Origin of the sequence: Candidatus Palauibacter sp. (assembly GCF_965222475.1) — a bacterium.
In the GTDB taxonomy this organism is placed as follows: Bacteria; Gemmatimonadota; Gemmatimonadetes; order Palauibacterales; family Palauibacteraceae; genus Palauibacter.
Genome location: NZ_CBDCUB010000007.1, coordinates 111,026 through 130,132, shown reverse-complemented (window position 1 = coordinate 130,132; position 19,107 = coordinate 111,026). Strand labels below are relative to the sequence as shown.

Genomic DNA, 19,107 nt, shown 5'->3' with positions numbered 1-19,107 from the left:
TCGGCCGGGTGGCACCGTCACTGTGCTGGCCATCAGCGGCCGACGTGTCGTCTGTGATGGGGCTGGCAATGAGGTCCTGCGGGACCGCGCCGGTGGAACGATGGTGATCGCCCTCCACGACCGCGCTGTCGTGCCGGGCCATCCCGATGACCATTCCCTTATGCTGGGGCGGCCGTCTGGGCCTCTTCGCGCCCGCGAGTCAGGCCCACACGTAGCGGCTGGAAGTTAGTCCAGCACCGTCTGGATGTTGACCTTGCCCGGCCCACTCGGGTCAACGATCAGAGACTACAGGCAACGGAGGCAACAGGTTGCTCCTCCTTCCTCTCGATCCGGAGACGGACAACGTATTCGACGTCAAATGCATCTCTGGTGACCCCGAGGATACTCGAAGGACCGGCAGGCAGCCAAGGGCTGATGTCGAGCGGCACGGGCGGGGTCGCAGAGCCTAAGTGATTCCCACAAAGGTCGAACAGATCCCACGAGTCTTCGTCCGGATTGGACGCCCGGAGCCGCACCCAAAGCCACCCGTTCCGGCCCACTCTGAGGCCGCGGATCAGCGGCTTATGCGCTGGGAGATCGTCGACCGCAAAGGCTACCGCCGCTTCCGCTACGCTATCCCGTTCGCGTCCGACCAACGGTTCCGGATTGCGGGTAAGCTCCACGGTCCGAATCGTGTCCCCGCTCATCGTGATACGATGAATTCGGTACTTCCCGGTCTGTGCCAGCCAGATGTCGCCAGAGGGGTCAACATCCCAAACGATCTCGCTGCGCAGGGGCAAAGGTTGCAACTGCACGCCGCTCCCTGCCGCTCCCTGCCGCGCCGGGACGCGGCTCATTCTGACTTCTACTCTTTCGAGTGGCAGGCTATCGGCGACGGAGACGGCACCATCGTGGGCTAAGGCCAGCCTTTCGATGGATGTTCGAAGTGCAAGCGCCGACTGATCCAGGGCTTCTGGCCAGCGGTTAAGGCGGTAGAGTCTGTTCAGAGTGTCGGCGCGACCGATCCACGCATTGTTGGGAGATACGCGGTAGCGCGGGCTGCCAATGTTGCCCAAGGAGTCAAGGAACAGCAGTGTCGGCGTCGCACCAACCCAGAGTCGGTCCAGTCTCTCCGACAGGAGGGTAAACGGGAACGCGGAGTTTGGGATTGCGCTCGGTCCTGGCCCGCGGCGAACCATGATCCGGAGAAACTCCCCATCCGACGCGAAGGCTTTAACGTCGCCGATGATGTAGTCGCCGACGTAGATCACGTCGTTTGCGCCCACCGCCAGAGTGCCCACGTTCCCAAAAACATCGGGCCCTACCCCCTCGGCGGCACCAATCCGCATTTCCTCCACAAAACGAAGCGCCTCGGCGCGGTGCGGATCGGGGTTCACGATCACGATGCGACCCGTTTCGAGCGTATCCACCATCACACCGCGCGCGGGTACGACCGTCCGATCGCATGCGGTACACAGTGTTGAGATCAGAAATGCTGCTGCGAGATGGCCGCTCTGGGTTACGTTGGTGGCGGATCCTCGACGCATTTCTTTAGCCCCGGGTCGTCGTATGAGACTTCCGTTAGCAAAACGTCGAGCGTATCTCCTCCCCGCTGGATGCGGAGCTCCTGGACGGCGCCCGGCCGCGAAGCGCGCCACATGCGGGCAGGAGAGCCGGTCGCGTCTTGTCCGTTGACGCGAACGATAACGTCTCCCGCGCGAAGATCGACTTCAGCGGCAGGAGTACAAGGATAAACCTGAACGATCTGTGGATAGGGACGTCCAGACGTGGAAGGGATAATGATGTTCCCGTGCTCGTCTAGTTGTGGGGGCAAGATTCCGCCGGGGGAAAAACGAGCGGAGAAGCCCTTAAAACCCGGCATTGCCGTTGCCTCACCTCGACCAGGAGCCGACCGGGACGATCCCGAATACCCCTGGCACTCCGAATCCCAATCGTAGTAGGAGATCTCCGTCAAGGAGACGTCGAACGTGTCATCCCCCCGGCTAACCCGCAGTTGTTGGACGACACCGGGCCGGGACTCCCTCCATATTCCCGGCCCGCTGCGTGCGTCTTGGCCGTTGACGAGGATGAGCCGGTCTCCTGCACGGAGCCCAACTGCATCAGCCGGAGCGCATGGGTGAACCTCAACAATGACTGGGTGCGGCCGCTGCGCCGCAGGAGGGATGACGATGTTACCGTTCTCATCGCGCGTTGGATAAACAGGGCCTCCAAAAGGACTGTACGAGAAGCCCCTCCAGCCCCGTGGCGCTGGCAACTCTTGGCCGAAGAGCGAGTCGGTGCTCGCCAAATTAAACGCGAACACTAGTACCAAGCCCACTCGAATCTGGCGCATGTTCCTTCGCCCCGTGCTTCGTGAAATCAACAAGGGCTCTACAGTATGGGGATCAAGCTGCGGTCACAAACCAGCAGCAGCATCGCGGGATCCCCGTTCGCATCGCAGAACAAGAAGAACTGGCCGTCGCTTGGGGTTGGGCATTCGTTCAAGGCGTCAAACCCGACCTGGATGGCGGCGTCGTTACAATCAGCCATCGAGACCGCCGTGCATTCTTCCGCGAAGACCGGTGCGGTCGAGATCGCCGGTCCCGAGTTCGGGGTGGCCGCTTCGGAAGCGCCGGTGAAGACTGCGAGGCAGAGAATAGCCGCCGGGAGCATGCTGAAGAGCTTCTTCACGATCATCTCCTTGCTAGTAGGGTTGCGCAGGTTGTAGTAGGGTTGCGCAGGTTGTATCGCATGGCGCCTAAACTCTTATCGTCCGTCGGCTTGGCGCGCAAGGCGTGAGTCTTGTCCAACGGGGGATCACCCCACTCTGCCGCTCAGGAGACATTCAGTCTTGCCCACCCGATGAGTTGACGGGACCGCCGTGAGCGGTCCCCCTCCGGATCCGACTCGCGATCCAGAGGGCAGGTGCGATGAAGCTGAGCCAGGAGGCGGTGATAATGGCGAAGGGGATGTCGGATCAGCGCACGGCGCTGGACGGCTACGCGGCGGTGGTCGAGGCGATCCAGGTGGCGCTGGAGGACGGCCGGCTGACGGGGGAGGGTCGCTGGCCCAGGTGCGGCAGATCTACGAGGTCCCGGTTCGGGACCACGGCTCCGGGGGCAGCCATCAGGCGGTGGTGCGGCACCTGAGGCGCAAGGCATGCGGGAAGCCGCGGGTCCGGGCGCTCAGGCGTGTGGAGACGCCCCCGCGGTGCAGGCGCAACACGACTGGTTCGGGTCGATCTGGACGCGCTGGCCGAGCGCTGCCAGAGCCTCAAGCTCGCCGGGCGCGCACCTGGACCCGTGGCGTACGCCGAGGTCGAGCGCGAGCGCACCCGCGAGTTGGCGCGTATCGGCAACAACCTCAACCAGATCGCCCGGTGGGCGAATACCCACAAGGGGGTGGCCGAGGCCGTCGAATCGTCGCCCGTCTGGTCGCCATCGAGCGGGCGCTCCGGGTACTGGCTCCCGTCGAGAGCCCCGAGGCCGATGCTCGTTAAGTTCCTCGCCCGCGGAACCAGCTCGGCAGCGGCGGCGGCCGACTACCTCCTCGGCAAGCGGGACGCGGGCGGGCAGCCGCGCGAAGGCGTCGAGTTGTTGCGGGGAGATCCCCTCCGAGTGGCTGCGGTGGCCGACACGCTGGGGTTCGATCACAAGTACACCTCGGGCGTGGTCGCCTGGGCGCCCGACGACGCTTCGACCGACGAGCAGATCGGCGCGGTTCTCGATGAGTTCGAGCGGACGGCTTGGGCCGGACTCGAACCCGATCGCTACGCGTGGGGCGGCCGTGCTGCACCGCAAACGTGGCGGCGGCGCGCACGTCCACATCCTCGCCGCGCGGTGCGACCTCGAGACCGGGCGGAGCCTCAACATCGCGCCGCCCGGCTGGGAGAAGACCTTCGGTCCCCTCCGCGACGCCTTCAACCACGAACACGGCTGGAGCCGACCCGACGACCCGGCGCGGGCCAGGGTCCAGCAACCCGCCCACCGCGCCTATGTCGAGGCGGCGCGGCTGCGGGCCGGACTCCGGCTCGAATCCTCCCCCCGCGACCTGATCCGGGACTACCTGCTCCAGCGTGTCGAGCACGGCACGGTGCGGAACCGGGCCGATATTGTCGCGGCGCTGCAAGATGCGGGTCTCGAAGTGCCGCGCCAGGGCAAGGACTACCTGACCGCGCTGGACCCCGAGACCGGGGACCGGTGGCGGCTGAAAGGAGAACTGTATGGAGAGAACTTCGAGCGCGAGCGATTTGACCGACCGGCTGCGGAAACGGCTGGAGAGCGAACGCCGGGAGATCGAGGAGTTGACCTCAGGCGAGCTCGAAAGGCTCGCCGAGAACTCGCGGCGCGTCGCGAGGAGCGCGCTGCGTACCATCGAGCGCGATACGGAGGAGGCGACCGGACGGATGCGCGACCTGCTGCTGAAGTCATGGCTCCGGCCTCTGGTCGTCGGCCTTAGTCTCTGGATAGGTATCTGCGGAGGAAGCTGGGCGACGATGCACTGGTTGGCGAGGAGCATCCAGGCCCGGATCGAGACCCGCGCCGAACTGAATCGGGACATCGAGGACGCCCGGCGGACGCTGGCCCAGCTGGAGATGGACACATGGGGAATCGTGTTCCACGAGATCGAGGGCGAGCGGTTCGTGGTGGTGCCGGACGAGGCGCTGGCCGATCCGCCCTGGAGGGTGGACGACCGTCCGGCCTTGAAGCTGTCGAACGAGTGAGGGAGTCGTATGACCGTGTTAGAGGAGCAGTTGACGAAGGCCTTGCGGAGGTTGTCCGCGCAGTACGAGACGGAACAGCGGCGGCACTCCGAGCAGGTCGAAGCCTTGCGGCAGCAAGTCGAGCAGCTCGAAAGGCGGATGACCCGCTTAGCCGAATACTACAGGACGCTCGCCGCGAGGTCGCGAGGCCCTTGGATCTGACGCGCGGGCGCGGCGGGGAGCGAGACCATGGGCCGAGCCGCTAGCGAGAGGAAACCGGGGCCACCGACGGGCGGGGAGGACCGCGTGGGGCGACTTGCCAACCGGCCCCTCGTGCCCGTCGCGCAGGACACCACGTTGCTTGATTCTCAGCCCCTTAAGCACCAGACTTAAGGTGTGGATCGTGGGTCTTTCCACCTGAACGAGGAGCACCGAATGCCCGGAAGGAGAAAGGGCGGAGCCGAGACCAGGAAGATCGGCCGGGACGCAAGGACCGGACGTTTCATTTCCGTGAGAGAGGCTCGTCGTCGTCCGAAGACTACCGTTGTCGAGACAATCAAGAGGAAGAAGTAAGGCCGCCCCTACCGATCCCGGTATGCTTGAAGGAGCGCGGGCGGCTGCTTGGTCGGCGCACCTGCCCGCCGTCGGGCGACCACATCGACTTCACCGAACTCGCGCCCTGGGGGGCCTCGGGGACGAAACACGGGGCGATTGGTCGTCCGTGAGGTCGCTTGAGATCGGAGCCGTGGCGAGGGTCGGGAGTTGGTGGCGCAATAGTGGGCCTCGGTAGATTCGAGCTATGCCACTTGGGCCGAAGGTCGCCGCCGACGATGCGCTCGCTCGCGCCTGCACAGTTCTCGCTCATGCCGAGGACGGCAATCTCGATGAGGGGCTTCGGGACGACCTCTTGCGAGCCGCAGTGACGATGGGGATCGCCGCCCTCGACACCTACCTACACATTGCGGTCCTGAAGTCCCTCAAGCCCCAGAAGCTGAACCCCGCACTCGCGGCGCTCCAAGTCCGCCTCGACGTACTAAGGAACATGGTGTACGAGTTTCGCGGACAATCCAACTCAAGACCGTGGGGCTCCATCAAGAAGATGCTGCACGAGCAACTCCTACTCAAGAAGACTTTTCAATCTTACGAAGATGTCGCTCTGGCGCTCAAGATGTGTGGGGTGACGGATGGCTGGAGCAAAGTCGCTGAGGAACTCGGAGTCGAGAAAAGAGGCTCCTCGCTGTTCGGGGTGGATGAGGGGCGGTAGAGTGGCGGTGTCGGCGGCGTCGGCCGGCGGTGCCCTTGCCGGTCCGCGATGTGCCCGGTGGTCTCCGGGGGTCGGCCGGGGCGGTTGGGGGGACTCGGAGCGGCCGGGCGGGACGGCGGCATGGCGGAGAGGGGACTGTTCGAGCGGGCGCTGGGACTCGAGTGGCCGTGGCGGGTGAAGCGGACGGAGTTCGACGCGGCGGAGCGCCGCCTGGACCTGCATCTGGACTTCGAGCCGGGCGGGACGTTCGACTGCCCCTCGTGCGGGCGGGAGGGCTGCAAGGCGCACGACGCGAGCCCGAAGCGATGGCGGCACCTGGACTTCTTTCAGCACCGGGCCTACCTGCACGCGCGGGTGCCGCGGGTGAGGTGTCCGGCGTGCGGGGTGAGGCAGGCGAAGGTGCCGTGGGCGGAGCCGGGCTCGGGCTTCACGCTGTGGTTCGAGGCGCTGGTGGTGGCCCTGGCGCGGGAGATGCCGGTGCGGGCGGTGGCCCGCCTGGTGGGCGAGCACGACACGCGGCTGTGGCGGCTGCTGAAGCGCCGCGTGGGGGAGGCCCGGGCGGAGGCGGACTTCTCCGCGGTGCGCGCGGTGGCGGTGGACGAGACGGCGTGCCGGCGGGGCCACGACTACATCACGCTGTTCGCGGATCCGGACCGTTCGCGGCTTCTGTACGCGACGCCGGGGCGCGACGCCTCGGTCGTGAGCCTGTTCCGGGAGGATCTCGAGGCGCGCGGGGGCCGGGCCGGGAGCGTCCGGGACCTCTGCATGGACATGTCGGCGGCCTACATGAAGGGGGCGCGGGAGGCGTTCCCGGAGGCCGGCGTCACCTTCGACCGCTTCCACGTCCAGCGGCTCATGAACCGGGCGGTGGATGAGGTGAGGCGCGCCGAGCGCAAGGAGCGCCCCGAGCTGAACCGCACCCGCTACCTGTGGCTCAAGAGGCGCGGCAAGCTCACCGCCTCCCAGCGCGAGTGGATCGGCGAACTGCTCGATCCGTCGCGGCGGAGCCTGAAGACGGCCCTCGCCTACCGGTTCAAGCTCGCCTTCGAGGCGTTCTGGACCCTCCCGCCCCGGCTGGCCGAGGTCTACCTCGAGAGATGGTGTTTCTGGGCCGGCAAAAGCGGTCTCCAGCCCGTCATCGACGCGGCGAAGACGATCGAGAAGCACTGGGACGGCATCCTCCTCTGGTTCCGCTCGAGGATCAGCAACGGCATGATCGAGGGCATCAACTCGCTCGTCCAGGCCGCCAAGGCCAGGGCCCGAGGCTACCGGACCACCGAGAACTTCATCACCGTCGCCTATCTCGTGTGCGGCAAACTCGACTTCAACCTACCCACCTGAAACAGCGAGGAGCCAAAATGTAACCTGACACGCTCACATCGGTCGTCCCTCCGCGGCAATGGGGCCGCTCGAGGCACGATAACGATACGTTGGCCGGACAAATAAGCTAGATTACAATACCATCATGTCCGGTAATCGCGGGTGGAGGAGGTGCAAACCATATGGTTGGGCAGTCAGGCGCGCGGGTAGCCCGAAGGCGACGAAGGTCGGGACCCCTACTCCCCTCGGGGATGAGGCTGTCCGCGGATGAGTGACGCGAGACCGTTCAGCCACATCGCTTTCTGCGGGACGGTGACGGATTGCTTGCCGGACGCCGGGTTTCGCGCTTTGGCGAAACAGCTATCCGCCGCCGGTCAGGCTGGACCGTCTCCGAGCCTGGTGGTGGCTCTGGCGAGTGAGCTGCTGGGCCGGGACCGGCTCCGGCTGCCGAAGTGGGTGGATACGGACACACGCTACCTGGTGGTGCTGGACGTGCCGGAGCAGGCGGTGCTGCGTCTCGCCTCGAGGCTTCGACTCCACAAGCCGGATCGACGGCTGCGGGTGTGCCGGGATCCTTCCGTCGTGAAGCGTCTGGTCATCGCGCTCAAGCGACCGGCCGCGTGGGAGGGCATCCTTGACGCATATGTCCTCAACGACTCTCTGGTGGTGGTCCTCGGGGACATGAGCGTATGGAAGTTCCCGGTCGGACGGCTTCCCAAGGTCAGGCGGTTCGAGCCGGCCGCGGTCGGCCGGTTCGTGATCGATTCATCCGGTTCCTACCTGCATTGGCCCGATCGGGACGTGCATATGGGTCCGTCGCAGATGTTGCAGGCTGTGGATCCCATGCATCTGGCTGATGTGGAGATCCGCCGGTATGAGATGGAGAATGTGTCGCAGGCTCTCCTTGACATGAGGCATGATCGGCAGCTGAAGCAGACGGAGATTCCGGGGCTGTCGGAGAGGCACGTCCGGCGGTTGGAGAAGGAGGAGATCCGCCTCACGGTCGAGGCGGCGGACAAGTTCGCGCGTGCGTTGGGGCTGACGCTGTCGGAGTTCATGGACGAACTGAGTGAGCGGATCACGGGTCTACGAAGGACGACGGAGTCGAGGCGGGGATGATACTCTACGACCCCGATCCTACGGATCAGAATCAGAGCGACCACGCGTGGAACGAGGATGACGTGAGAACGCTATGGCTCAAGAACCTGTACAACGGTCGATGGATAGCAGGCGAAGGACGGCAGCGGCTCTCACCTTCCTCGCCTCGAGCTTGGTGTTCGCCACAGGCTGCGGTGTGTTCGACCCAGGCCCGCAGTTCGGCGCGCTCACGGGGAACTGGGCGGGCTGGTGCTGCACCGGCCTCCTGGATGCAGGCGGTCAGTGGTATCTCACCTTGGAGGAGGGTTCTTCAGGGGACGTGACCGGAACCGTCGAGTACATCGAGGCGGGCGGTCCGAGCATGCAGCCGAGGATCGCTTCGGGGACCGTAAGCGGGAGACACAGCGGCGCGGATGTTTCGTTGGGTTTCCGGTACGATGACGGACGCCGAGGCAGCTTCACGGGAGCGCAGAACTCCGAAACCGCGTTCCGGGGCAGCATGTCTGGCTGGACGAGTTTCGGACCGGATGCCGTGCTCTTCGAGCGCACTCCGTAGGGATCAAAACTCTCCGTCAGCTCGTCACCTCCGGCCGGGTGTCACTCTTCGCCCGTCCCATGTGTCACATTCGGTCGCCGTCTTGCGCCGGGTGCCGAAGATGAGGACGGAGTCTTGATGACGAGCGGTTGAGATCGCGCCGGATCGTTGAGTTACAGCCGCTCGGGCTCCAAGGACGTTTGTACCGGTCCGGGGCCGATACCTTTGCAACCAGCATGTTTAGGAGCCATCTTGAACGCACCATCTCGGGTCACGCCCCCTTTCCTGGAACGGGATCGACCATCGGCACGCCGCGGGATCAGCGGTCGGCGTGCGTGGGAATCGACGATGGGGGCGGGTTGCTCCGCGCCGCGGCACCGTGCTACGATTGCGGTTAGCGGGTAGAGGTCGCACAGGGACACAACGGAACCGCATACGCTATCTTGTCGATACACGTGAATCCTGACGTGCTCCGCTGGGCCCGCGAATCCGCAGGCCTAAGTCTAGCGAAGGCTGCTGGCAAGCTGCAGATAAAGCCTGCCCGCGGCTTCGAGCCTATCGCACGTCTCCGAAACCTTGAAGCTGGCAGGGAGTTTCCTACCCGAGCCATGCTCGCCAACATGGCGGACAAGTACCAGCAATCTCTCATCTCCCTTTACGTTGACGAGCCACCAGAACTGGGCCATCACGCCACTGACTTCAGGACAACGGTGAACAGGGAGTTCGCAGAGGAAGAGGAAGCGTGGCTCAACCTCCTGTTGAGAGACCTGACAGCGCGCCAGTCACTACTGAAAGAAGCAATCATCGACAACGAAGAGGATGAGTCGGTGTCGTTCGTAGGAGGCATGGGTTCGCGTTCGGTGCTCGACGCGGTTGAGGAACTCCGCAAGATCTTGGGCGTTACGCACCGCGAGTATCGCCTTGAAAGCAATCGCGACCAAGCGTTCCGCCTCTTGCGCACTAGAACCGAGGAGGCGGGCGTGTTCGTCCTCCTGGTCGGCGAACTCGGGCACCACTCGCGGACTATAAGTGTAAGCGTGTTCCGGGGACTGGTCCTGTGTGATGAGATCGCACCAATGGTTGTCGTCAATCCTGGGGATTCGTACGGGGCGCGTTCCTTCACGCTGCTACACGAACTGGTGCATCTATGCCTTGGAAACACAGGGGTCAGCAACTGGACGCCGGCTGGTAGGGTGGAACAGTTCTGTAGCGATGTTGCTTCGCGATTCCTCCTCCCGGATAGTGATTTGGATGAGCTTGCCACCAAGCAACGTCAAGGTGAGGAGGAATGGATATCTGAAATAACCTCATTCGCGGGCCGCATGAACCTAAGCCCTGCCATGGTCGCATACCGGCTTCACCGACGCGCGGCGATTAGCAGAGATGTTTGGATCTCCTTGCGGAAGAACTTCTATCGTCGCTGGCAGATGTCGAGGTCAAGCGGTGGGGGCGGAGGAAGCTACTACAACACCGCCCGGTATCGGCTCGGGAACCGCTTCGTAGGTACAACGGGACGTTTGATGCAGTCGGGAGTTCTGACCACTACCAAAGCGGGATTCGTCCTCGGTGTCCGCCCCAACAACGCACACCGGCTCGTCGAGCCATAGGATCTATTTTACCACTTTGCGCTACCTACTGGATGCGAACGTACTGATAGACGCGGATAAGCTGTACTACTCCATCGACCGCGTACCCGAGTATTGGGCATGGCTCTTGCACCACGCATCGGCAGGGCATGTGAAGGTTCCAATCGAGATCTACAATGAGGTGAAGGTGGGGAAGGACCGGGTTGCAAAGCTCGTAAGGCAGGAGAGGTCGAGATTGGTACTTCAGGCGCAGGTGAGTGCCGCGAGTGCGAGGACGGTCCTCAACCGTTATGGGAAGAACCTCACTGCAGCTGAGTTGCAGAAGATCGGTCAGGACCCATTCTTGATTGCGCATGCGGCATCCAACCCAAACGTCTATTGCATCGTAACGACGGAGGTATCTGCGGTGTCAAAACGACGCGCCAACCGCAAGATCCCGGATGTTGCGGCGGAGCTCAAGACCTGTGATCCCTTCCAGTTCATAAGGCGGCTCGATTTCAGCACCAGTTGGGTCCCGTAGGTAGCCGCTAACTCACCCGATGTCGGTACAACAGGCTCCGCTGCCTATTCGGACGAAGTCTCCACCGATTCCGAGGCTAGGCCGTCGACCGGTTCCGTGGAAAACTGGGTGATACCGGGCGATGCCGTCCGTGGGGACGGTCGATCCTGAAGCGGCAGTGGACACGGATCGATCAGTCGTCGTGGCGGTTGACCTCCTTGGGTGAGTCGTAGAGCATTTTCAGGGAACCGCCCTGAGGGTGATCCTGTGGGCGTTGTTGAGTTATGCTGAATGACACATAACTGAATATATGTTGCGGATCGGATTATGGTGCGGAGAGTCCGGATCGGCTGCTTGGACCACGACAAGTCTCTGTATCTCCGCAACATAATATTCCGATTTTCTTTCGTCGGGCTCTTATGGTCATCCCTCCAGCCACAAGGAGGCATGACCATGTTCGAGGAACTCTTCACGCGACGCGGCACCATCGCGTCCTACCGCGCCGGGCCCCTGTTGGACGAACGGCTCCGCTACCTCAGGCATTGCACACAAGCGGGCGTCGGACGGGCAACATTGCGCCAGATTGCGGCGCATCAGCTCCACCTCGTTCATTTCCTGGGCCTGCGGAAAGCCGAGCGCGTCGGCATGCCCCGGATCGAGGCGGCAGCCGCGCAGTGGTTGAGGCGCAGTCAGGGCCGACCAACCGGCCCCGTGCGACCGAAGACACGTAGGGTCTTTGTCGGTCGCGCGTTACGATGGCTGCGCTTCGTGGATCTGCTCGCAGAACCCTGCAAGGTGCGACACACCCTAGCTGGGAAGGTTGCGGTCTTCGCGGCGTGGATGCGTAAGGATCGCGGGTGGTCCGAGGAGACGATCCGCTCTTGCTGCAATACGGTTGACCGCTTCTTCGAGTGGCTCGACGAATGGGACGTTGCTCTGGCTTCGGTGGGGACCGCCGACATCGACCGAGCTGTCGCGCGGTGGCACGCCCGCGGCTGCAACCGGCTCACCATCCGAAATTACGCGCAGCAGCTTCGCAACTTCTTCCGGTTCGCGGAACACCGGGGTTGGTGCGCACCGGGGCTGGCCGACGGGATCATGCCATTGCGCTTCCATCCCCGTGAGACAGTCCCGAAGGGGCTGAACCGGGACGAGGTGCTGCGGCTGCTGAAGACCTCCGAGGGCAACCGGCCGGTCGATGTTCGTGACCGTGCCATCCCGATGGTGCTGATCGCCTACGGGTTGCGCTCCGGAGAGGTCACCGGCCTACGGCTCAACGATGTGGATTGGACCGAGGAGACGCTGCGGGTACGTCGCCCCAAACCGGGGCGGACGCATCACTACCCGCTCTCGCGCGGCGTCGGCCAAGCGATCGTGCGCTACCTCACCGACGTTCGTCCCCCGCGGCCTGAGAAGGCGCTCTTCCTCACGCTCGCAGCTCCGATCCGTCCGCTGGGCCGGAACGCTGTATCGATGGTCGTCGGGAGACGGCTCGATCGTATCGGCCTCACCGGCAAGCGGCGCGGCGCTCATGCCCTGCGCCACGCTGTCGCGCAGCACCTACTGGACCACGGCTTCTCGATGAAAGAGGTCGGCGACTACCTCGGCCATCGCAGCGTCTCGTCCACTGCGATATACGCCAAGGTGCGGCTCGGCACGCTCCGCAAGGTAGCCGACATCGACCTGGGAGGGCTGGTATGACTCTCGGGGATGCGGTCAACGACTATATCGCCTGGCGCCGGACACATGGCGCCAAGTTCCACTCCGGTGGACGCCTGCTGCACCGGTTCTGCGACCATGTCGGCAGGAACATCGGTTGCGGCGCCGTCGGCGAAGCGGACGTTCTCGGCTTTCTGGCCGGGAAAGGGCCGCTCACTTCGTATCGGGCCGTCAAGTACAGCGCCCTGGCCGGCTTCTACCGCTACGCGATCAGCCGCGGCCATGCGGTCCGGTCGCCGCTTCCGGTACGCGATGATGAGCCGAGGCAGCCGCGGTCGCTACCTCCTTACGTATACTCCCGTAACGAGTTGCAGCACATGTTCGCCACCATCGATGTCAGCCGGCGGCGTGCGCTTCAGCTCGATGGCGATACCCTGCGGGCGCTGCTGCTTCTTCTCTACGGCGCGGGGCTGCGCTTCGGCGAGGCGCAGCGCCTGACCCTCGACGATGTCGACCCGGGAGAGGCGCTCCTCACCGTACGCGACACCAAGTTCTACAAGACCCGCCTCGTTCCGGTCTGCCCGCAACTCGCTGATGCGCTGAAAGTCCATGCTGCCAAGCGCGCGCAACGGCCTTTCCCGAAGGGTACGGCCTCGACCTTCCTCGCCAACCGCACTGGGACGCCCCTGATCGCAGTTACCGCCCGCCGCGCGTTCGCCCAGCTGCTCCGGGAGGCCGGAATCGGGCGGAGCCACGACGGACAACGAGCTCCGTGCCTTCACTCACTGCGCCACGCCGCAGCCGTTCACCGGCTGGAGGCCTGGTACCGGCGGGGTGCCGATGTCCAACGATTGCTGCCGGCGCTATCCACTTGGCTCGGACACAAGGATCTCGACGGCACCCGGATCTATCTGTCCATGACCTCCGAACTGCTGCATGAGGCTTCGGTCCGCTTCGATACCTATGTCAATGGAGGAGACCATGAGTAACCCCCGCACCCTCGGCCCCTGGCTCCGCCGCGTCTTGGCCGAATACATCGTCACCGAGCGCAACCTCGCCCGCAACACCCAGAAGAGCTACCGCGATACCTTCGCCCTCCTGTTGCCCTTCGCCGGCACGAAGATCCGTAAGCCGGTCGAGCGGCTCACCGTGCAGGACCTCACAGCCGGGCGCATCCGGCAGTTCCTTGGCCATCTGGAGGATGAGCGCGGCTGCTCCGCGCAGACCCGCAACCAGCGCCTGTCGGCGATCCGCGCCTTCGCCCGCTTCGTCGCCAGCCGCGACCCCGGACATCTCGAGTGGAGTGCAAGTATCCGCGCCATTGCCTCCAAGAAAGCAACGCCGCGGCCGATCGGCTGGCTCACCAAGACCGAGATGAACAAGCTGCTCGACGTTCCGAACCGCCGGACACCGAGGGGCCGCGTCGAATACGCCTTCCTCCTGTTCCTCTACAACACCGGAGCGCGCGTCTCCGAAGCCACACGACTCGTGGCGGGCGATCTCCAAGTCGGACGACGTGATGGCCGGCACGCGCTCGTCAACATCCACGGTAAGGGTGGGAAACACCGGCAGTGTCCGCTGTGGCCGCGGACCGAAAAAGCGCTCGCCGAGTTGGTGCGAGGACGGGCTACCGGCGATGCCGTCTTCCTCAGCCAACAGCGAAGACCCTATACGCGGTCCGGAGCCTATCGGCTCGTCCAGCGCTGTGCCGCCCGCGTGCCGTCGCTCGCCGGAAGGAGGATCACACCTCACACGATCCGTCACACCAGCGCCTGCCACCTGCTCCAGGCCGGAATCGATCTGAACACGATCCGTGCCTGGCTCGGTCATGCCAGCCTCGATACCACCAATGTCTACGCCGAGATCGATCTGGAGATGAAGGCAAAGGCCATGGCGCTCTGCGATGCCGCGCAGTCCGGACCGGATCGACCGTGGAAGGAGAGAAAGGGGCTGATGGCCTTCCTCGTCGCGCTCTGATGGCAGGAGATTATGTTGCGGAGATACGGACACTTTGGCGTGTCCGAGCAGCCGATCGGACTCTCCGCACCATAATCCGATCCGCAACATATGTTCAGTTATGCTGAATGACACATAACTCAACAACGCCCACCGGATCACCCTCAAGGGCGGTTCCATGAGGCGGTTCTACGACTCGACCAAGGAGGTCCACACCCCTCACGACCAGACCTGATCCACCCGTGTCCAGCACCCCCTCGGGATCACCGCTCCAAACCGGACGGCTTCGCTCGGAATCGGTGGACGGCTTCGCCCGGAACAGGTGGACGGCTTCGCTCGGAACAGGTGGACGGCTTCGCTCGGAATGGGTGGACGGCTTCGCTCGGAATGGGTGGTCGACTTCGTCGGAATACGCAGGAGTCGTGGAGCCCGCCACATCGGCTCGATATTGACAGATTGGCTCCGTCTGCTCTGATACGGTAATCGCCTGACAGCTGTCCCCGAAAAGGGGGACGGCGGCCATCCGGCTTCCGCCGAGGTTGGTCGAGAAGTGCTCAAACCACCCAACAACCACGAGCGGAGAGAAGAATGACCACCGTCCAGGCCGAGAAGATAGCTCGGAACAGGCTGTCGCTGCTACTAGAACTTGCCCAGGAGCGGGGCAACGTCTCGAAGGCGTGCCGAATCGGGGGCTGTAGCCGGCAGCGCTTGTCTTGCGGTTACGGATCTGCCAGCTTCACGACCCCCAGTGACAGGGGATGCTGTTCACTCCCGACCCAGCCTCCTGAAGCAGCGGATGGCATGACATAGCCGCAGCACGAACCGGGCACCATGTCGCCAGGAGCGGTACTCAGCTTGTTGATCTTCTCCAATAGGACGAGCAGCTTCCGGGTCGGTTACCCGGTTGTGTTGCTGAACCCTCTGCACCGGAACTCTTCTAATGAACCTCACCGATTCCCAACGTCAAGCGATCGAACACGATGGCCGCAACCTTCAGCTGATCGCCTGCGCAGGCTCCGGCAAGACTGAGGTCGTTGCACGTCGGGTGGTGCATCTGCTGACCCCTGGGAGTCCGGACTCCTTGGCTCCCGAGAACATCGTTGCTTTCACGTTCACCGAGAAGGCTGCGGCTGAGCTGAAGGAACGCGTCGTAACGCGCACCCGGGAAGCCTTGGGTGAGATCGCAGGCATGGCCGAGATGTTTGTCGGTACGATCCACTCCTTCTGCCTGGAGCTGCTGCAATCGGAATCGCCCAAGCACCTCAAGTACGACGTGCTGAATGAGGTGCAGCAGCGGCTCTTCGTTGACCGGAACAGCAGAAAGAGTGGTCTCACCACCTCCACGGTCCTGACCGGGGCCGCCCTACGCCGCTATCAGGACAGCAAGCACTACGTGACAGCACTCTCCATTCTGCGCGAGGCACAGCGCGACGAAGCCCAGCTTGCCGATTGCTCGGTGTTCGCTGGCCTCCACACGTATCAGAAGCTGCTCGACGAAAAAAGCTATTTCGATTACTCGTCGATTCTGGATGAGGCGGTCGCGCTGCTGACCAAAGAGGATTCACTGCGTGAGCGTCTCGCAGATCGCATCAAGTATGTGATCGTCGACGAGTACCAGGATGTCAATCCCATCCAAGAAGCCATCGTTTCGTCGTTGCACGAGCTGGGCGCGCGCATCTGCGTGGTTGGCGACGATGACCAGACGATCTACCAGTGGCGCGGCAGCGACGTCGACAACATCCTGACCTTCGAGGAGCGCTATCCGGCCGTTGACCAGATCTCGATCGAGGAGAACTTCCGCTCCAGCGAAGGCGTCGTAGAGACAGCCCGACCGTTCATCGAGCAGAACACCGAACGTCTACGGAAGGCGATGAAAAACACGGGCGTGCAGCCCTACGAGACCGGCGACATCATCGCCCTCTCGTTCGCGACGCCCGCCGAGGAGGCCCAATACATTGCCGCGACCGCGCGAGCGCTGCGGGGTGTCGCGTTTCTCGAGGGTGAAGAGAAGCGAGGCCTGTCGTGGTCGGACATGGCCGTGCTGCTCCGGAGCGTTAAGGCAAACGCCGAGCCGATCACGGCGGCACTCCAAGCGGCGGGCGTCCCCTTCGTGGTCACCGGCATGACAAACCTGTTCGGGACTGCCGAGGCAGAAGCCGCACGGCAGCTATTCTACTTCATCGGCGACAACGGCGTTGACGCGGCGGGCGTCGAGCAAGCCTGGATCAGCGCGGACCTCGGCTTCGAAGCCGAGGCTCTAAGCACCGCAGTAGAAGGGGCAGCGACCGCGAAGGCGGCGCTAACGGATCCCGATCAGAAACGATGGGGGCAATACTCGATCCAGCGGGTGTTTCTGAACTTCTTGGAGCAAGCGGGACTCCGCGAGGAAGTTGTCCCTAACGGGCGAGGTGAAGTCGTCTTCTACAACCTCGGCAAGTTCAGCCAGGTCATCTCCGATTTCGAGGCGATTCACTACCAGTCGAAGCCAAGCGAGAAGTACGGTTCCTTCGCGAGCTTCCTCCAGTACCGGGCCGAGGACGCCTACGCGGAGGGTTGGCAGGACAACCAGTACGCAAACCCGGACGCCGTGCGGATCATGACCATCCACCAGGCAAAGGGGATGCAGTGGCCCGTCGTCTTGGTGCCAGCCCTACTCAGGAATCGGTTCCCGGCCAAGAAGCCGGGTGGCCGAACTGCTTGGCACCTGATCCCGCGTGAAGGAATCAAGGGACAAGCGCGCTACGAAGGTACGATCGAGGATGAACGTCGTCTCTTCTACGTCGCAATGACACGAAGCCAGAAGTTCCTACACCTCACGTGGGCACCCGTGTCGAGCAATCAGCTGTATAGGAGGCGTTCGCAGTTCTGGGACGACATTCTCGTTTCGAAACACGTGAAGCGGCGGCCGCCCGACTACTCCACGCGAGAGCGACTCAGTCCACGGGCCAGAGCGGGCGTGGCGAACGTTGTGTTCTCGTTTTCCGACCTCAAGTACTTCTTCGAGTGCCCGTACCAGTTCAAGCTGCGGATTCTCTACGGTTTCAACGCCCCTCTGCACGAGGCCTTGGGCTACGGCAAATCGCTGCACGATGCGCTAGCCGAGGTACATGCCCGCGCCATCCGCGGCGACGTTGCCGAGGCCGCGGAAGTCCCGCGCCTTGTCGATACACACCTACACGCGCCCTATGCCTATCCGGCGCTCCGACGGGAGCTCGAGGCATCGGCCGAGCGTGTGCTGCGCGACTACCTAGCCGACAACGCAGCGCTCTTCGACAAGATCGAGTTCTCCGAGAAGCAGGTCGAGGTCAATCTTGGCGACGGCGTGAGCATCAATGGCCGCATCGACCTCGTGCGGCGGATCGACACCGACGAGATCACCGTCGTCGATCACAAGTCGAGCGACCGTGCCCAAGCCGAGGACGTGACGGAAGCGCAGCTCCATGTCTACGCACTTGGTTATCAGAACCTCACGGGCCGCAGGCCCGACTATGTCGAGACTTACGAACTGGATGAGCGTAAGCGCAAGCGGCGGTCGGTGGACGACGAGTTTATCGACGACGTGAAGCATGAGACTCGAGCGGCAGCCCGCGCGCTCCGAGCGAGTGCCCTGCTGCCTACACCCGCCGCAGAGAAATGCCGTTCGTGCGACTACCTGCGTATGTGCACGGCGGGCCGTGAAGCCGTGCGAGTCAAATGACGAGATCCGGTAGTCGCTCGGGAAGCGCCAGCCTGCTAAGACCTCACATCCGGCGGCTTGCCGACGTGAAGCAAATGAGATTCGCTGACAGGTCACGCCCCGTCCGAGAAGCTGACCCACACTACCGAGATGCTACGAGGAGATTCCCATGACCGCATATTCGAGTTACGTGACGGACTTCCCCTCCCGATGTGGTGAGATCCTTGAAGAGTTTCGGTCGCCGGCCTTGGAACAGGGAAGGGACGTGACGCTTCTTCTGTCGATCAGTACGGCGGCTCTCACCGTTCCGCACGAGAGACTCAAACCAAGGGCTCGTCCCCGGCATCCGTTGCGCGATCGGGAACGTTATCCGAAGACGGCTGAGAAGTACGAGGAACTCCTACGCGAACCGTTCCTGTCGTCTCCGCTCTGGAGGAGCCGAGGGGTGTCGACATGGAAAACAGGCAGGATCCAAGACGTCCAGTCGGGCGGACCCGACACGTGGCGAGAACTCCGGGATGCTCGGTCGATGCCACCGGAGGAGCGGGTAGGCACGGTCCTCAGAATTCTCCGAAACGCGTTGGCCCATGGCAACGTATTCACCGAGGGCAAGGTGATTCACAACATCGTGCTTCTCGCTAAGGAGTGGGATTCCCAAGCCTTCAGTCTCATTTCTGTTTCCCCACGCGACTTCCGGAAGTTCACGATGAATTACATCTGTTTCGTAAGAGGTCTGGACTTGGATGAGGTACCGGTCGGAGGAGCGCCTGCGAATACGGGGTTGGCAAGATAGCGAGCCCAGCGCTCCACTACGTCCCCGTCCCACGCGTGAA

At 63.4% G+C, this 19,107-nt stretch carries 17 protein-coding genes and 2 pseudogenes; 16 read left to right on the top strand and 3 right to left on the bottom strand.

Going from position 1 to position 19,107, the window contains the following annotated elements; all coding sequences use genetic code 11:
• Positions 1 to 278: 278 nt before the first annotated feature.
• From ACOQPP_RS12525 to ACOQPP_RS12515, 3 genes are all read right to left on the bottom strand, one after another.
• Positions 279 to 1,412, bottom strand: coding sequence for a hypothetical protein (locus tag ACOQPP_RS12525; protein ID WP_420636658.1), 1,134 nt, complete (start codon positions 1,410 to 1,412; stop codon positions 279 to 281).
• Positions 1,413 to 1,498: 86 nt separating this feature from the next.
• Positions 1,499 to 2,332: a PDZ domain-containing protein gene (locus ACOQPP_RS12520; protein ID WP_420636657.1), complete on the bottom strand. Its 834-nt coding sequence runs from the start codon at positions 2,330 to 2,332 to the stop codon at positions 1,499 to 1,501.
• A 38-nt stretch (positions 2,333 to 2,370) separates the two neighbouring features.
• Positions 2,371 to 2,670, bottom strand: a complete 300-nt coding sequence (locus tag ACOQPP_RS12515) for a hypothetical protein (protein ID WP_420636656.1) — start codon at positions 2,668 to 2,670, stop codon at positions 2,371 to 2,373.
• 239 nt (positions 2,671 to 2,909) lie between these two features.
• Here ACOQPP_RS12515 and ACOQPP_RS12510 point away from each other — a divergent pair, with 239 nt between their 5' ends.
• The 16 genes and pseudogenes from ACOQPP_RS12510 to ACOQPP_RS12435 all read left to right on the top strand — a co-directional run bounded on the left by ACOQPP_RS12510 (position 2,910) and on the right by ACOQPP_RS12435 (position 19,067).
• The gene (locus tag ACOQPP_RS12510) at positions 2,910 to 3,128 is read left to right on the top strand and encodes a hypothetical protein (protein ID WP_420636655.1); all 219 of its coding nucleotides are present in this window, start codon (positions 2,910 to 2,912) and stop codon (positions 3,126 to 3,128) included.
• Between the two features lie 42 nt (positions 3,129 to 3,170).
• A pseudogene (mobC, locus tag ACOQPP_RS12505) lies at positions 3,171 to 3,356 on the top strand (plasmid mobilization relaxosome protein MobC); the annotation flags it as partial.
• Positions 3,357 to 3,705: 349 nt separating this feature from the next.
• Positions 3,706 to 4,437 (top strand): hypothetical protein, encoded by a 732-nt coding sequence (locus ACOQPP_RS12500; RefSeq protein WP_420636860.1) that lies wholly within the window; start codon positions 3,706 to 3,708, stop codon positions 4,435 to 4,437.
• 46 nt (positions 4,438 to 4,483) lie between these two features.
• Entirely contained in the window at positions 4,484 to 4,702 is a 219-nt protein-coding gene (locus tag ACOQPP_RS12495; protein WP_420636859.1) for a hypothetical protein, read from the top strand.
• A 778-nt stretch (positions 4,703 to 5,480) separates the two neighbouring features.
• The gene (locus ACOQPP_RS12490; protein ID WP_420636654.1) at positions 5,481 to 5,945 is read left to right on the top strand and encodes a hypothetical protein; all 465 of its coding nucleotides are present in this window, start codon (positions 5,481 to 5,483) and stop codon (positions 5,943 to 5,945) included.
• A 120-nt stretch (positions 5,946 to 6,065) separates the two neighbouring features.
• A complete protein-coding gene (locus ACOQPP_RS12485; protein WP_420636653.1) occupies positions 6,066 to 7,286 on the top strand; it encodes an ISL3 family transposase in 1,221 nt (406 codons plus the stop codon).
• Between the two features lie 381 nt (positions 7,287 to 7,667).
• Positions 7,668 to 8,384: a hypothetical protein gene (locus tag ACOQPP_RS12480; protein ID WP_420636652.1), complete on the top strand. Its 717-nt coding sequence runs from the start codon at positions 7,668 to 7,670 to the stop codon at positions 8,382 to 8,384.
• 175 nt (positions 8,385 to 8,559) lie between these two features.
• Positions 8,560 to 8,919, top strand: coding sequence for a hypothetical protein (locus ACOQPP_RS12475; RefSeq protein ID WP_420636651.1), 360 nt, complete (start codon positions 8,560 to 8,562; stop codon positions 8,917 to 8,919).
• A 434-nt stretch (positions 8,920 to 9,353) separates the two neighbouring features.
• Complete coding sequence (locus ACOQPP_RS12470) at positions 9,354 to 10,505, top strand: ImmA/IrrE family metallo-endopeptidase (protein ID WP_420636650.1); 1,152 nt, start codon at positions 9,354 to 9,356, stop codon at positions 10,503 to 10,505.
• 16 nt (positions 10,506 to 10,521) lie between these two features.
• A complete protein-coding gene (locus ACOQPP_RS12465; RefSeq protein WP_420636649.1) occupies positions 10,522 to 11,004 on the top strand; it encodes a DUF4411 family protein in 483 nt (160 codons plus the stop codon).
• Positions 11,005 to 11,436: 432 nt separating this feature from the next.
• Positions 11,437 to 12,684 (top strand): tyrosine-type recombinase/integrase, encoded by a 1,248-nt coding sequence (locus ACOQPP_RS12460; protein WP_420636648.1) that lies wholly within the window; start codon positions 11,437 to 11,439, stop codon positions 12,682 to 12,684.
• Positions 12,681 to 13,631: a tyrosine-type recombinase/integrase gene (locus tag ACOQPP_RS12455; protein ID WP_420636647.1), complete on the top strand. Its 951-nt coding sequence runs from the start codon at positions 12,681 to 12,683 to the stop codon at positions 13,629 to 13,631. The genes ACOQPP_RS12460 and ACOQPP_RS12455 overlap by 4 nt, the downstream gene beginning before the upstream one ends.
• Positions 13,632 to 13,665: 34 nt before the next feature.
• Positions 13,666 to 14,619, top strand: coding sequence for a tyrosine-type recombinase/integrase (locus tag ACOQPP_RS12450; protein WP_420636646.1), 954 nt, complete (start codon positions 13,666 to 13,668; stop codon positions 14,617 to 14,619).
• 567 nt (positions 14,620 to 15,186) lie between these two features.
• Positions 15,187 to 15,306, top strand: a pseudogene (locus tag ACOQPP_RS12445) (IS481 family transposase); the annotation flags it as partial.
• A 232-nt stretch (positions 15,307 to 15,538) separates the two neighbouring features.
• Positions 15,539 to 18,295 carry an ATP-dependent helicase gene (locus ACOQPP_RS12440; protein ID WP_420636645.1) on the top strand — a complete coding sequence of 919 codons (2,757 nt, stop codon included), beginning with the start codon at positions 15,539 to 15,541 and terminating at the stop codon, positions 18,293 to 18,295.
• Between the two features lie 148 nt (positions 18,296 to 18,443).
• Complete coding sequence (locus tag ACOQPP_RS12435) at positions 18,444 to 19,067, top strand: hypothetical protein (RefSeq protein WP_420636644.1); 624 nt, start codon at positions 18,444 to 18,446, stop codon at positions 19,065 to 19,067.
• Positions 19,068 to 19,107 lie beyond the last annotated feature (40 nt).